Origin of the sequence: Serratia sp. BNK-10 (genome assembly GCF_047456065.1) — a bacterium.
GTDB lineage: Bacteria > Pseudomonadota > Gammaproteobacteria > Enterobacterales > Enterobacteriaceae > Serratia > Serratia ureilytica.
In genome coordinates this window covers 4,812,628-4,825,857 of record NZ_CP179894.1, presented here as the reverse complement: position 1 = coordinate 4,825,857, position 13,230 = coordinate 4,812,628, and the positions used below count along the sequence as shown (strand labels likewise).

Genomic DNA, 13,230 nt, shown 5'->3' with positions numbered 1-13,230 from the left:
GATTCACTTCTCTGAGTAGTTGCGGCCCAATGCCCATAATGCGGCATATTTATTGAAGGTATATTGCGCGTTGACCACCGCTAACAGCAACCCCTGTTTACCGTCGAGGAAGCCGGCCCGCAGCAGCCAGGTTTTGACGAAGGCGCCGAGCGTGTGGGTCAGGATGGACAGATAGCCGCAACGCTTGCCGGCCCGGTGGCGCTGTGTGGCCCATTCTTCGGCATAGCGCAGCTGTTTGCGCTGAAAGGCGAAGAAGTCGCGGCAGGTCAGGTGCAGCATATCGCCGCTGAGGGGGATCACTTTGGCGTCGCCGATGTTCAGCGACTCGTGCACCAGATCGTCGTTATAGCGATAGCGTGAATTGGCGTACAGGCGGTTGACGCGGTCGGGATACCAGCCGCTGTGGCGCATGAAGCGGCCAAGGAACAGGTTGCGCCGCGCGCAGCTGTAAACGGCGCCGTCGTCCGGCGCGTTCAACACCCGCTCGATGGATTGCCGCAGTTCGGGGGTGACGCGTTCGTCGGCGTCGATCATCAATACGTAGTCATGGCTGGCGTAGCTTTGCGCCAGCTGGCGCTGCTTGCCGAATCCTTGCCAGTCGGTGTGCGTGAAGACTTTGGCGCCCAGACTTTCGGCGACGGCGACGCTGTCGTCCTCGCTGCCGGAGTCCAGCACGATGATTTCATCGGCCCAGGCGACAGAGCGCAGGCAGTCCGGCAACAGCCCGGCTTCGTTTTTGGCGATCATCACCACCGACAGGCTTTTGCGGCTGCTCATTCAGTGACTCCGGGGCGGCAGGTGCGGTTCCAGCAGCTGCAGCAGGCGCTGCAACGCTCCCTGATTCTGATACAACACTTCCACCGCATGGCGGCCGTAGTAACGGCGGTAGTCTTCGTCGGTCAACAGGGTTTCCACTTCCTTTACCAGCGAATCCACGTCGGTCACGGTGATCAGGCCTTCGGCCTGCGAAAGCTTGGCGCAGATGTCTTTAAAGTTGAAGGTGTGCGGGCCCATCAGCACCGGGATGGCGTGGGCGGCGGCTTCCAGCGGGTTATGCCCGCCACGTTCCACCAGGCTGCCGCCGACAAAGGCCAGATCGGCGATGCCGTACAACAGCATGAGTTCGCCCATGGTATCGCCGATCACCACCTGGGTGCTGCCGGACGGGATTTCGCCGCTGCTGCGCAGGGTGTAGCTGAAGCCGGCCTTCTGTACCAGTTCCTTGGCGGTCGGGAAGCGTTCCGGGTGACGCGGCACCAGGATCAGCAGCAGGTCGGGGTGTTTTTCCAGCAGCTTGCGGTGCGCTTCGAGCAGGATGGTTTCTTCGCCTTCATGGGTGCTGGTGGCGATCCACACCGGGCGGCGCGGCGCCCATTGGCGGCGCAGCGTAACGGCGCGGGCGGCCAGTTCCGGGGTGACGGAGATATCGAATTTCAGGCTGCCGGTAACGGCCAGCTGCGAGCGTTTCAGGCCCAGTTCGATAAAACGATCGCCGTCTTCCTGGTTCTGTGCGGCGATCAGCGTAATGCGGCGCAGCATATCGCGCATGAATCCGCCAATTTTCTTATAGCCGGCGGCGGATCGCGCCGACAGGCGCGCATTGGCGATCACCAGGGGGATTTGCCGCTGATGCAGTGCGTTGATCAGGTTAGGCCATAGCTCGGTTTCCATGATGATCACCAGCTTGGGATTCACCTGGTCGAGGAAGCGGTTCATGGAACCGGGCAGATCGTAGGGCAGATAGACATGATGCACGTCTTTGCCGAAAGCGGACTGGACGCGTTCTGAACCTGTCGGGGTCATTGTGGTCACAGTTATCGGCAAAGCGGGGTAACGATGGCGCAGCGCCCGCACCAGCGGGATGGCCGCCAGCGTTTCGCCGACGGAGACGGAATGCAGCATAATGCCGCCCGGCACGACTTTCCCGGCGCAGAAGCCATAGCGTTCCGCCCAGCGTTTACGGTAGGCTGGAGCTTTGCGGCTGCGCAGCAGTAAGCGGAGCCAGATCAGGGGTTGGATGAGGTAGAGTAGTACCTGATATAAACGCAGCAACATTCTATCAATTTCATTTATATGGGTTATTCGGAATAGTACCATAACTGGAAGGGAAAGGCGCTAATTTGGTAACCTTGGGTGTCAGTTTCAGACAACCGGCGAGCGATTTCGCCGATAGGCTCGGAATGAAGAATATTTTAATTATTCGCCGCGACAACATCGGCGATCTTGTTTGCACCACGCCTCTGATTGAAGGGGTGAAAATTGCCTATCCAGACGCAAAAGTTTATCTGCTGATCAATAAAGTCAGCCAGGACGTTGTTAAAAACAACCCTCATCTCGAGAAAGTCTTTGTCTATAAAAAGGCCAAGCACAAGGCGAAAAATGAAACGACGTTGGGCGTTTATTTCGAACGTCTGATGATCTTCCTGAAGCTGCGCAAAATAAAGTTCGATGCGGTCATTCTGGCTAACCCGGTGCCTTGCAAATACAGCCTGCGTTTAGCGAAAATGGCCGGCGCCACCCATATCATCGGCGCCGATTTGGGCACGAAAGATATTCAGCGCCCGTTCCGCAAGGACGATTTCCGCGGTCTACATCAGGTCGAACACACCTACAGCTATTTATCGGCGATAACCGATCAAGCCATTCCGATCCCGCCGGTGCGGGTATTCCTGACGCCGGAAGAGCGGCAGCTGGCGGCGCAGCGGCTGCAGGAACGCCTGCCGTCGGTCGAACGGGTTTGCGCCGTGCATATCAGCAGCCGCAGCCCGAAAAGGCGCTGGCCGGTTGAACGCTATGCCGAAATCATCAACCGCCTGACCGCCGATCCCCGCACCGGCGTGCTGATCTTCTGGTCGCCGCAGGGCACGCTGGCGCCGGACGACATCGGCGATCAGCAGCGCGCAGAACAGCTGTTGGCGTTGTGCCAAAACGAACGCGTTGCGCTTTATCCGACGGCCTCGGTGCGCGAGCTGTTGGGCGGGTTCGATTTATGCGACCGGGTGCTGTGCAGCGACGGCGGGCAGATGCATCTTGCCGCCGCGCTGAATAAGGATATGGTGGTGTTCTTTGGCGATACCGATAAAACGTCCTGGCATCCATGGACCGGCCGTCATCATATTTTGCAGAGTGAGTCGGGGCACTGTGAAGATGTTTCTGTCGATGAGGTTTGGCAGAAAATGCAGGCGCTAAGCTAGCGAAGAAAATAAGGCAGGTATCACCTGCCTTATTTATTACTTTATTATTTTTCTTTCAGCTCAATATATTGACGGCAAATAGGCTCCAGCCCATAGCTCAGCAATTGCTGTTGATTTATCTGCGGCGGATTGGCGTAAATTTCCGCCATTTTTTCTGCCAGCGACGCTTCGTTTAATTCCGCCAACGCGTTAGCCATGCCGGCTTTTTCCAGAATTTCCGCAGGGCCGCCCGGACAGCGGGTGCTGACCACCGGCGTGCCGCACAACAGCGATTCTACCAGCACATTGCCAAACCCTTCGCTATCGGAGCTGAGCACCAACAGCGAGGCATGGCGGATAAACGGATAGGGATTGGCCTGGAAGCCGAGGAACAGCACGCGCTCTGCGATACCCAAGTCTGCCGCCAGACGCTTGACCTCGGCGACGCGGGCGTCATCCCCGGTGCCGATCAAAGCCAGCGGCGCCTGAATACCGGATTGCGCATAGGCTTTCAGCAGGCGGTCATGCCGCTTGGTGGCGTGAAAGCGGCCGACGTGCACCAGATAGTCCTGACCGGCCAGTTCGCAAGGTGCCGCCGCCTGTTGCCGGATGGCGTCGATGTCGAACGGGTTATTGATGACCGCCAGCCGACGCGGGTGGATCGGCAAATTCTGCTGCAGATCGCCGCCGACCGCCTGTGAAACGGCGACGATATTTCTCCCCTGGTAAACGTTGGCGATTTTACGTTGCTTGAGCCAGCGATCCAGGCCTTTGCGGTGGCCGAGGTAGGAGGTGGAGAGAATGCCGTGAATGCAGAACCACAGGCGATCCGAAGCCAGCCGCTTGCTGCGGCTGACGATGCGATCGGTTTTGTGCAGGTTGGAGAACACCAGATCGAACGCGCCGTTTTGGCGCTCGTGTTCGGCTACCGCCCGATCCAGCGCGGCGGCGCGGCGCGACAGCTCGGTCAGCTTGCGCCAGGGGGCACGGCTGCGATCGGCCACCACCTGATAATCAATGCCTGACGGGATAGGGTAATTGCAGACGTCACGCAGCGAGATCAGACTGACGTCATGCCCCTGTTGCTGCATGCCTTGGCACAGGGTCAGCACCACTTTTTCCGCGCCGCCTCCCGGCAGGCCATCGATGATCATCAGAATACGCATAGCTAATCCAGTAACCGGTTATAGAGGGAAATGAGCTGTTCGGAGAGATGCGCCGGCGTAGCCGTCATAATGCGCAATCTTGCCGCTTCGCCCATGGAGGATCCCAGCGCCTGGCGCGGCAGCGCCCGAATGGCTTCCGTGATGGCCGGCACGTCGAGCGCGTCGGTCACGAAGCCGTTCTGGCCCGGGGTGATAAACTCGGCGCCGCCGCAGGTGGTGCTGGTGATAACCGGCAGGCCGCAGGACATCGCTTCCAGAATCACATTCGGGAACGGATCGTAAAGCGTCGGCAGCAGCAGCGCATCCGCGGCCTGATAGAACGGCAGAGTCTGCTTCTGCACGCCCATAAAGTGAATGCGATCGCCGCAGCCCAGCGACTGCGCCAGCGCCCGGTAACGCTTTTCGGCTTTGTCTTTACCGACCACCAAGAGGTGGCTGTCGGTCGCCGCCACGGCGCGGATGGCGGCGGCCAGCCCTTTGCGCTCGAAACCGGAGCCGACGAAGATCAGGCAGTGCGCCTGTTGCGGGATCTGATATTGCTCACGCAGGCGTCGGCGCTGGGCCTCGTCGGCGGGCAGGAACTTTTGATTGTCGATGGCGTTATAGATCACCGTGATTTTGTCGGCGGGCACGCCAAAGTCGGCGATGATTTCCCGTTTGATCATTTCGGCGTTGCAGATGACGGCTTTCAGCTCCGGTGCGGCGTACATGGCGCGCTCAGCGCACATCACATAGCGATGATAACGGTTGGAAAACAGCCATTTGCGGCGCCACTCGGGCAGCAGCCGCGCGCGTTGCAGCAGCCAGCGGCGGTGTACGCCGTCGCCGGCGCGGTAGATATCGCAGCCGGGAATGCGCTCATGGCTTTGCACCAGATCGAAGCGCTCTTTCTGCCACAGCGCCCTGGCCGCCACGGCGAAGCCCCGTTCGCGACTGATGCGGCCTAGTTTCAACGGGTTACACAGGTGGATATGCCAGTTGGGATTGGCGTCACCCTGCCATTCGCGGGTGATGACGTTCAGATCGAGATCCTGTTGTTCCAGCGCTTCCAGGGCGCGGGAAACGAAACGTTCGGCTCCGCCGTCCGGGCGGTATTTTTGGCGAACGATCGCCAAACGAAATGCTTTCATGCCAGCGTGCTCCGCGCGGCTGCAATCACCGCGTCTGTAGGAATAAGGTCGAGATACCGTTCGTCGGTGCCGGTATCAATGGCGTCCGGATCGGGTAGTTCGCCGAAGTCGCCGGCCCAGATCACGGCGCCGGTAGCCTGCCATGGCCGCCAGAAAGTCAGCTTGGAAGGGCCGAATAACGCCACGCACGGCGTTTGCAGCGCGGCGGCCATATGCATCGGCACCGAGTCCACGCCGATAAACAGCTTGGCGTGGTCAATCAGGGCGGCCAGTTGGCGCAGCGTCAGCTGGCCGGCCAGCGAGATTACGCCCTGCGGCGGGCAGAGCGCCAAAATGCGCTCGACCATGGCTTTTTCTCTGGCGTCGGGGCCGGAGGTGATCACCAACTGGTGGCCGTCGGCCTGCAAGGCGGTGAGGGTGGCGGCCATTTTCTCTTCGCTCCAGCATTTGAAGAACCAGCGCGAGGTGGGCTGCACCACAATATAACTGCCGGCGACGCCCTGTTTCTGCAACAGTTGCTCACAGGTCTGCCAATCCTGCGGATCATAACTCATGGTGACATGCTCATTGAGCGCGGGCAGGTTCAGCGGCGCCAGCAACGAGAGATTTTGTTCGACGGTATGCAAGTGGGCGTGATTGTCTACCGGCACCAGCTGCGTGTGGCAGTGGCGCCACAGGAAGCCGCGGCGTTTGGGGAAATCGAAGCCCAAACGGATGCGCGCGCCGGTCAGGCGCGTGATGATGGCGCTGCGCCACTGATCGGCCAGATTGACCACCAGATCGTAGCGCTGCGCCTTCAGGCGGCGCAGCAGCGCCAGCTCATGTCCGAGGTGAGCGCGGGCGCCCTGTTTTTTCCATTGGCGATCGATGGCGAACAGGGTCGACAGTTCCGGATTACTGGCCAGCATCTCCTGCGTTTCCTGATACAGCAGCACATCGATCCGGGCCTGCGGGTAGTTTTGCCGCAGGCTGCTGATGACCGGCGTGACCAGCAGCATATCGCCGTGGTGGCGCAGTTTTATGATCAGAATACGCTGTACGGATGGGGCGGAAGTTAGGGCTGGCGCGTCGTTCATCATGAGTCGCTTTCTGGGAAACCAATCTTTGATTCTAAATGACCCGATCGCATGTGGCTACTGTTGCTCGGTTTTCTTGCCGAGCCGCAAAAAAATCGCCGGAGCAGGGACGAATGCGCTTCAACGTTGTCCAAACCAGGCAGCAAAGTCGTTTGCCCTGGCGAAACGGCCTGCGTAACATAGCGTATTCTGTTGATATCAGGTTCGATATTCATGACTAAACCGGCGTTTCTCATCACCATTGATACCGAAGGCGATAATCTGTGGCAAAACCACGATCGCATCGCGACCGAAAACACGCGTTTCTTGCCGCGCTTTCAGGCGCTGTGCGAGAAATATGCCTTCAAGCCGGTTTATCTCACCAACTATGAAATGGCGATGGATCCGGCTTACGTCGAGTTCGCGCGTGACGTGATCGCCCGCGGCGCCGGTGAAGTCGGCATGCATCTGCACGCCTGGAACAGCCCGCCGCTGACGCCGCTCACCGATGACGACTGGCGCCACAAGCCTTATTTGATCGAGTATCCCGCCGATCAGATACGCGCCAAAGTCGACCACATGACCAAACTGCTGGAGGACGCCTTCCAGACCAAAATGCTCAGCCATCGCGCCGGCCGTTGGGCGTTCAACGAATACTATGCCTCACTGCTGCTGGAATACGGCTATCAGGTGGATTGTTCGGTTACGCCGCGGGTCAACTGGCAGTTTTCGCCGGGCAACCCGCAGGGCAACGGCGGTACCGATTACAGCCGGTTCCCGTCGCACGCCTATTTCATCGATCCGCAGAACATCGCCAAGCCGGGCGCTTCGTCGCTGCTGGAAGTGCCGATGAGCATCCAGTACAAGCATTCGGCGCTGATGAATGCGTTCAAGCAGGGCTATGATCGGCTGCGCGGCAAGCGGCGTTCGCCGTCCGTCAACTGGCTGCGGCCGAGTGGCGGCAACGTGGCCAAGATGATAAGCGTGGCCGAGACGTCGTTGGCGCAGGGGCATGACTACGTCGAGTTTATGCTGCACTCCTCCGAGTTTATGCCGGGCGGCAGCCCGACGTTCAAAACCGAGCAGGATATCGAAGTGCTGTACCGCGATCTGGAGCAGCTGTTTGACTGGCTGCAGCAGCGCACGGTGGGCATGACGCTGGCCGAGTATTATCAACTTAAAGCGAACTAAGCACGCACATGTCGAAGAAATGGAAAATTAAGGTTGCCGACTGGTTCTTGCGGCGCTATACGGCGAAGTACGGCCGTTTTCAGGACAAGGCGACGTTCGACGGCGCCCAGCAGTTTGACAATATCGTCATCTATTCCACCACGGCGTTGGGCGACTTCATGTTCAACACGCCGGCATTGAGGGCGATGAGGGAACGCTATCCCAACGCGCACATCACGCTGGTGGTGCACAAGAAAAACCGCGAACTGGTGGAAAACGGCCGCTATTACGATCGCGTGGTGTATTGGGACAGCAAGATCAAGACGATACGCCCATTGCTGAAATCGCTGCGCGAACATCAGCCGGATTTGGCGCTGATCCTGCACTCTCACCTGCCTTATGACATCATCAGCGCCATCATGGCGGGGGCAAAGTACATCATCAGGGATAACTACAGCTCGGGCATTTGCGGGCTGGAACCTTGGTTAACCAACTATATCTTCCATTATTACGGCCATTTCGTGCGCCGCAAACTGGAGCTGATTTCCATTTTGGGCTGCCGCAGCGACGATCCGACGATGGAAATTCCCGTGGACTATCAGCGCGGCGTCAAAAGCAGCGACCATCCCACCATCGGTTTTCAACTGGGGGCATCGACGGAGTCGCGTTGCTGGCCGGTGTCGCACTATGCGCGCCTGGCCGATGAGCTGGTGGCGAAGCACCCCAATGTGCGCATCGTGCTGATTGGCGCACCGCTTGACGACGGCAAGGCCCAGCAGTTTATGAGCCTGATCGGCCCGCAAACGCAGCCCTGCGTGGATAATCAGATCGGTAAAACGGGGCTGCAAGGCTTGCTGACGTTGCTCGACAGTTTCCATGTTCTGGTCACCGGCGACACCGGGCCGCTGCATCTGGCGGTGGCGTTGAAGGTGAAAACCATCAGCCTGTTCGTGACCGCCGATTCACGCTCCACCGGGCCGATTCAGGATCCTGAACTGCACCGCATCATTCAGGTGTCGCGCACCGGCTATACGATGCCGCTGGAGGCGGAAAGCCCGATGGGGGTCATTCAGCCGCAGCGGATTTATGACGAACTGGTCGCGCACGTGCCTTTAGCGCGCTAGAGGTGCGGCGACGCATCGGCCGCCAGGCCGATGCGGTTAGCGTGGTTTGCGCCCGCGCAGCTTCGAAAGAAAGGTATCCACTCGCGCATAGCGCATCTGGCGGACTTTTTTGCCCGGCACGTCGCTGTTGCGGCAGACAGCGGCGGCGCGGCGCAGAATTTGCAGCGTTGCCGGCGCGTAATGATAATAACCGTACACCGCCTTCGACATGCTTTTCACCTCGGAAAAGCAGTTGGCCAGCATCAGGGCGGCCAACCGGCGCAGCGGCTCATCCCCAAGATGCTGCGCCACAAAGCGCAGCATCTTCTCCATGGCGAACAGCAAATCTTCAATATCTTTGGGTTTGATATTGCGGGTGATGCCCTGGCTGTTATCCCGGTAGAAATAGAGTTCGCAGTCAAGATGGGCGATGCGGCGAGTTTTGAAATACTGAAAAGGCGTGAAAATCACGTCTTCATAACGCCTGCCGTCTTCGAACGTTTCCCCTGCCAGCAGCGTGCGCTTATATACCCGGCTCCAGAGATGCCACATCGAGCGTGCGAACAGCGGTTGCAGGCTGCCCAGCCCCAACGAGGAAAAGTCGTAGGCTGCGGGCTGTGTCGCGCGGTTCTCGGGTTTCGGCGGTTGTTCGGTGAACTTCTGATAATTAAAATCGATCAGGTCATATTCATCGGCGATCAGCAGGGGCCGCAGGATCGCCAGATAGTCGTCGCTCAGCAGATCGTCGCCGTCGAGAAAGGTGACGTAGCGCCCGGTGGCTAGCTGCAGGCCGACATTGCGGGCGTGCGCAATGCCGCCGTTGGCCTGTGAAATAAAAGCCACGTGCGGATGCTGCCGCTGCGCCAGATACCGGCTGACCAGCGCCCCTGACGCATCGGTAGAGCCATCGTCGATGATGACCACCTCAATCTCATCAGAAATCTGCGTAAATAACGAATCCAGCGCAGCGATGACAAACGCTTCGTTATTGTAAAACGGCACGATAACGCTGAGCAGCGGTGGCTGATGAGTTTTCACGCGGTCTGCTCCTGGGCGAAAGGCGGTTTCGCCACGGAGAGCACGGCGGCGATCAGCGCCAGACAGAATATGACGGTGCCTTCCGTGCTGAAGAAGATGACGTCGCTAAGACCGTAAACGAAGAGGCTGGCGCTCACGCTCAGCAGCAGCGCGTTGCGCTGCGGCCGGAATGAAGAGAAGAACAGGCCGATATACAGCGCCAGCAACAGCAACGCCCCCCAGACCCCCTTGAGCGAATAGGTCTCCAGCAGCTCGTTATGCAGATGCACGTTGATGTAAGGCATGACGCCAGACAGGTGCGGTTGCTGCGCAACGATGGCGCGGATCTCTTCACCGCGCTGCTCGGCGGATTGACCCCATGGGGCATCCGTTCCTGTACGCCATGCAATCACCTGCATCGATAGACGGGAAATGATGGAGTTATCTATCTCGGGTTTATCGATCAGTTGCATGTTGGTTTTGAAGTCGGCAATGCGTTGTTCAATCTGCGTCTTAAAGACGAATCCGCAGATGAGCAGCAACAACGGTACCGAGGAGACCAGCACAAACTTGTGTTTTCTGGATACCAGATGTTTGGTCGCCAGCAGCGACAGACAAACCGCCACCGGGTAAACCAGCATCGCCGCACGCGTGCCGGTCAGCACCAGCGCGGAGAAGGAAAGCAGGAACGCCGCAATGTACAGCACCAGACGGTAGCGGGTGCGCAGCATCAGGATGGCTTGCATCATCACCAGATCGATGGCCGTCATCAGGTAGGCAACGACCGTGGCGCGATCGAAGTTGAGCTCCACACGAGGAATATCCAGCCGCAATCCTTGATAGAGGGAATAGCCGTTGACCGCCAAACCGGTAACGAGGGCCACGACGATCAGCAGGCGCTGCACGCACAGCCGTTCATTGAGCGCAATCAGCAAAATGAAAGCGGTCGCGAGCTGCAGTTTGCCGGTCGACATATAGGAACGATAAACATTGATATATTCGCCCGGCTGTTTGAAATGATGCATCCACAGGATGGTGCCCATGCCGACGCAGAACATCAGCGCGGGCAACAGCAGATTTTTAACGTTGCTGAAGTAGTAGCGCGGATACAGGCAAACGGCGATAAAGGCGATGTAGCTGGAAACGTAAAACAGATTGCGTCCGGTCGCGGAACCGAAAGGAATGGTGCAAAAAGCGATGGCACATCCCAGATAAATCAGATAACTGAAGGCAGGGTGCGGCGTTTTTTGTTTTAGCATCGGGCGTGTTTTCCGGCTCACGTGTTGATTAAACGATGAAGGATCGCAGCGTGTCGTCAAACTCAGCTTTGAACTGAGCATAGTTGAAATGTTCAGCAGGATAGCGCTGCGCGTTTCGGCTCAACGTCTGGTAGGTTTCGCCCGCCAGCAATGTCTCAACGGCATCCGCGCAGTCGATATGCGACAACAGCTTGGGCGATACCAGGCTGTCGGTTAACGGATCGTAGACTTCATGCGGGAAGTCGACCTCGATATCGGTGAGCTGCCGGTGTTGTTCGATGGTGACCGACGGAACCAGGCCAATGCCGCAGATGCCGTCTTTCACCGCTTCCGGCTGGCCGTCAACCTGCGGGAAGATGACCGGCACGCCGAAATAGAGCGATTCCATGCAGGACAAGCCGAACGGCTCGGTGATCGGCGTGCTCATGTAGATGTGCGTGCGATTGAAGAAGCCGGCGACGTCATCCTGGTAACCGCTGAAGGTGACGCGATCGCCGAGCTGGAGCCGGGCCGCCAGCGTCTCGAACGCCGCGCGATCCGGCCCTTTGCCGGCCACTTCCAGCGTGACGTCATGCCCGCGTCGCAGCAGTTCCTGCATCATCAATAATGAAACGCTGATGCCTTTCAGGCTGACCAGACGCGAGGCGGTGCCGATTCTGATCGGCTGTGACAGCGTTTTCGGCGTGTTGTCGATCCCCGCCGGCGTCTTGATGCGGTTGATCACCACGTGGTTTGGGCAAGGCAGATTAAAGCGCAGCTCCATCACCCGTTTCGAGGCGTGTGAGGCGGAAATCACGCCGTCCAGCATGGCGAAGAAACGCAGCGTCTTTTGATTTTTCGGGTAGCGCCAGGAGCAGCCGTGATCGTAGTAAACCAGCTTGCCGCGCTTGGGTTTGGCCGCCAGCCCCGGCACCAGGTCCCAGACGATCATCACGTCGGCGTTGGCCCGCTCGATTTTCCACTTCAACAGAAATTTTCGCAGGAACTGCGGGCAGCGCAGCGGCAGCGCATTGATCAGGCGGTTGGCGAAGGTGACGGGCTGGTGCGCCGGCAACTGGCGGCGGATCTCCTCGCCGATGTCGCCGCTGATGCACAGGACCTGGTTGCTGCCGTCGGTGGTATCGTTGATGTACTGCAGGAACAGGCGCTCGACGCCGCCCATTTTACCCAGGTTGATAATGTGCAGTTTTTTCATGCTATAACCTTTTGCAACGCCTGCCATGCCGTATCGGCGTCGATTGTCGCCATGCTTTTTTCCGGCGAAATCAGCGAGTGCTGATTTTGCCCGTAGCCGCCGATCAGGCCGGGATCGGTCGGCCCAAACAGCGTGATGTTCGGTTTATCGAGCGCGGCGGTCAAATGGCTGAGCCCGGTGTCGACCGAGACCACGCCCCTGGCGCCCGCCAGCACGTCAGCCACCTGCTGCAGGCTGAGCTTCGGCAGCACCTCGACATGTGGGAAACCTTCCGCCAACCGCAGCGCGCGCTGATGTTCATGCTCCGCCCCCCAGGGCAGTTTGATCTTCAGCCCGCTGTCGACCGTCAGCGCGATCAGCTCGCGCCAGTTCTGCTCCGGCCAATGCTTGTCGTCGCGGGTCGTAGCGTGCAAAAACACCAGATATTGACCGGCATCGGCCGGCGGCTGGCTGAGAAAGCGCGCGGCGATGGCATAGTCGCCGTAGCTGCCCGGTTTATCGTAGCCGAGGCTTTTGGCGAACAGCTCGCGCGTGCGTTCCACTGCGTGCTGCCGTTTGTCTATCTCATGGCGCACGTTGTAGAACCAGCTGGCGAACGGTTCGCGCGCGCTTTTGCAGTCCGGGCCATGTTTGTTGCCCTTGGCGACGCGCGTGATCAGCGCGGCGCTTTTAATCAGGCCCTGCGCGTCGATCACCACGTCGTAACGGCGTTCTTGCAGCGCGCGCTTGAAGTCGCAGCGCTGCTGTCGGGTGTCGCTGCCGAACCAGTTTTTGCGCCAGCGGCGAATGGCCACCGGGATCACGCGATCCACCGCCGGGTGCCAGGTGGGGATTTGGCTGAAACCTTCTTCCACTACCCAGTCGAAGCGGATATCGGGAATGGCCTGCAGCGCATCGGTCAGGGCGGGCAGCGTATGCAGCACGTCTCCCATCGAGGACGTTTTTACGATTAACACCTGCAT

The 13,230-nt window shown here is 59.0% G+C and carries 12 protein-coding genes; 3 read left to right on the top strand and 9 right to left on the bottom strand.

From position 1 onward, the window contains the following. Nucleotides 1–3 precede the first annotated feature (3 nt). Complete coding sequence (locus ACMGG9_RS23165; protein ID WP_033645184.1) at nucleotides 4–777, bottom strand: glycosyltransferase family 2 protein; 774 nt, start codon at nucleotides 775–777, stop codon at nucleotides 4–6. Beyond that, nucleotides 778–2,055 carry a lipid IV(A) 3-deoxy-D-manno-octulosonic acid transferase gene (waaA, locus tag ACMGG9_RS23160; protein ID WP_019452200.1) on the bottom strand — a complete coding sequence of 426 codons (1,278 nt, stop codon included), beginning with the start codon at nucleotides 2,053–2,055 and terminating at the stop codon, nucleotides 778–780. It abuts the gene before it with no gap. Nucleotides 2,056–2,180: 125 nt separating this feature from the next. Between waaA and ACMGG9_RS23155 the strand changes: the two genes are divergently transcribed. After that, nucleotides 2,181–3,194 (top strand): glycosyltransferase family 9 protein, encoded by a 1,014-nt coding sequence (locus ACMGG9_RS23155; protein ID WP_033645185.1) that lies wholly within the window; start codon nucleotides 2,181–2,183, stop codon nucleotides 3,192–3,194. Between the two features lie 44 nt (nucleotides 3,195–3,238). Here ACMGG9_RS23155 and ACMGG9_RS23150 read toward each other — a convergent pair whose 3' ends face one another. Genes ACMGG9_RS23150 through rfaQ form a run of 3 tightly spaced genes read right to left on the bottom strand, consistent with a single transcriptional unit; the run spans nucleotide 3,239 to nucleotide 6,548 of the window. Further along, entirely contained in the window at nucleotides 3,239–4,339 is a 1,101-nt protein-coding gene (locus ACMGG9_RS23150; protein WP_033645186.1) for a glycosyltransferase, read from the bottom strand. 2 nt (nucleotides 4,340–4,341) lie between these two features. After that, complete coding sequence (locus tag ACMGG9_RS23145; RefSeq protein WP_033645187.1) at nucleotides 4,342–5,469, bottom strand: glycosyltransferase family 4 protein; 1,128 nt, start codon at nucleotides 5,467–5,469, stop codon at nucleotides 4,342–4,344. Continuing rightward, nucleotides 5,466–6,548, bottom strand: coding sequence for a putative lipopolysaccharide heptosyltransferase III (rfaQ, locus tag ACMGG9_RS23140; RefSeq protein ID WP_033652252.1), 1,083 nt, complete (start codon nucleotides 6,546–6,548; stop codon nucleotides 5,466–5,468). The genes ACMGG9_RS23145 and rfaQ overlap by 4 nt, the downstream gene beginning before the upstream one ends. A gap of 210 nt (nucleotides 6,549–6,758) precedes the next feature. Between rfaQ and ACMGG9_RS23135 the strand changes: the two genes are divergently transcribed. Both ACMGG9_RS23135 and ACMGG9_RS23130 read left to right on the top strand, forming a co-directional pair. After that, nucleotides 6,759–7,715, top strand: a complete 957-nt coding sequence (locus tag ACMGG9_RS23135; protein WP_042785585.1) for a polysaccharide deacetylase family protein — start codon at nucleotides 6,759–6,761, stop codon at nucleotides 7,713–7,715. Nucleotides 7,716–7,723: 8 nt separating this feature from the next. Beyond that, nucleotides 7,724–8,818, top strand: coding sequence for a glycosyltransferase family 9 protein (locus ACMGG9_RS23130; RefSeq protein WP_147881332.1), 1,095 nt, complete (start codon nucleotides 7,724–7,726; stop codon nucleotides 8,816–8,818). A 36-nt stretch (nucleotides 8,819–8,854) separates the two neighbouring features. Here the strand turns inward: ACMGG9_RS23130 and ACMGG9_RS23125 are convergent, their stop codons facing one another. Genes ACMGG9_RS23125 through rfaC form a run of 4 tightly spaced genes read right to left on the bottom strand, consistent with a single transcriptional unit; the run spans nucleotide 8,855 to nucleotide 13,230 of the window. After that, nucleotides 8,855–9,835: a glycosyltransferase gene (locus tag ACMGG9_RS23125; protein WP_164107315.1), complete on the bottom strand. Its 981-nt coding sequence runs from the start codon at nucleotides 9,833–9,835 to the stop codon at nucleotides 8,855–8,857. Beyond that, the gene (locus ACMGG9_RS23120; protein WP_033652249.1) at nucleotides 9,832–11,073 is read right to left on the bottom strand and encodes an O-antigen ligase family protein; all 1,242 of its coding nucleotides are present in this window, start codon (nucleotides 11,071–11,073) and stop codon (nucleotides 9,832–9,834) included. The genes ACMGG9_RS23125 and ACMGG9_RS23120 overlap by 4 nt, the downstream gene beginning before the upstream one ends. A gap of 28 nt (nucleotides 11,074–11,101) precedes the next feature. Beyond that, nucleotides 11,102–12,268: a glycosyltransferase gene (locus ACMGG9_RS23115; protein WP_414161748.1), complete on the bottom strand. Its 1,167-nt coding sequence runs from the start codon at nucleotides 12,266–12,268 to the stop codon at nucleotides 11,102–11,104. Continuing rightward, nucleotides 12,265–13,230 (bottom strand): lipopolysaccharide heptosyltransferase RfaC, encoded by a 966-nt coding sequence (rfaC, locus tag ACMGG9_RS23110; RefSeq protein WP_164107319.1) that lies wholly within the window; start codon nucleotides 13,228–13,230, stop codon nucleotides 12,265–12,267. Before rfaC ends, ACMGG9_RS23115 begins: the two co-directional genes overlap by 4 nt.

Excerpts from the sequence above, each read along its gene's own strand:
- ACMGG9_RS23165 (WP_033645184.1), bottom strand. The coding sequence starts at position 777 with ATGAGCAGCCGCAAAAGCCTGTCGGTGGTGATGATCGCCAAAAACGAA.
- waaA (WP_019452200.1), bottom strand. The coding sequence starts at position 2,055 with ATGTTGCTGCGTTTATATCAGGTACTACTCTACCTCATCCAACCCCTG.
- ACMGG9_RS23155 (WP_033645185.1), top strand. The coding sequence starts at position 2,181 with ATGAAGAATATTTTAATTATTCGCCGCGACAACATCGGCGATCTTGTT.
- ACMGG9_RS23150 (WP_033645186.1), bottom strand. The coding sequence starts at position 4,339 with ATGCGTATTCTGATGATCATCGATGGCCTGCCGGGAGGCGGCGCGGAA.
- ACMGG9_RS23145 (WP_033645187.1), bottom strand. The coding sequence starts at position 5,469 with ATGAAAGCATTTCGTTTGGCGATCGTTCGCCAAAAATACCGCCCGGAC.
- rfaQ (WP_033652252.1), bottom strand. The coding sequence starts at position 6,548 with ATGATGAACGACGCGCCAGCCCTAACTTCCGCCCCATCCGTACAGCGT.
- ACMGG9_RS23135 (WP_042785585.1), top strand. The coding sequence starts at position 6,759 with ATGACTAAACCGGCGTTTCTCATCACCATTGATACCGAAGGCGATAAT.
- ACMGG9_RS23130 (WP_147881332.1), top strand. The coding sequence starts at position 7,724 with ATGTCGAAGAAATGGAAAATTAAGGTTGCCGACTGGTTCTTGCGGCGC.
- ACMGG9_RS23120 (WP_033652249.1), bottom strand. The coding sequence starts at position 11,073 with ATGCTAAAACAAAAAACGCCGCACCCTGCCTTCAGTTATCTGATTTAT.
- ACMGG9_RS23115 (WP_414161748.1), bottom strand. The coding sequence starts at position 12,268 with ATGAAAAAACTGCACATTATCAACCTGGGTAAAATGGGCGGCGTCGAG.
- rfaC (WP_164107319.1), bottom strand. The coding sequence starts at position 13,230 with ATGCAGGTGTTAATCGTAAAAACGTCCTCGATGGGAGACGTGCTGCAT.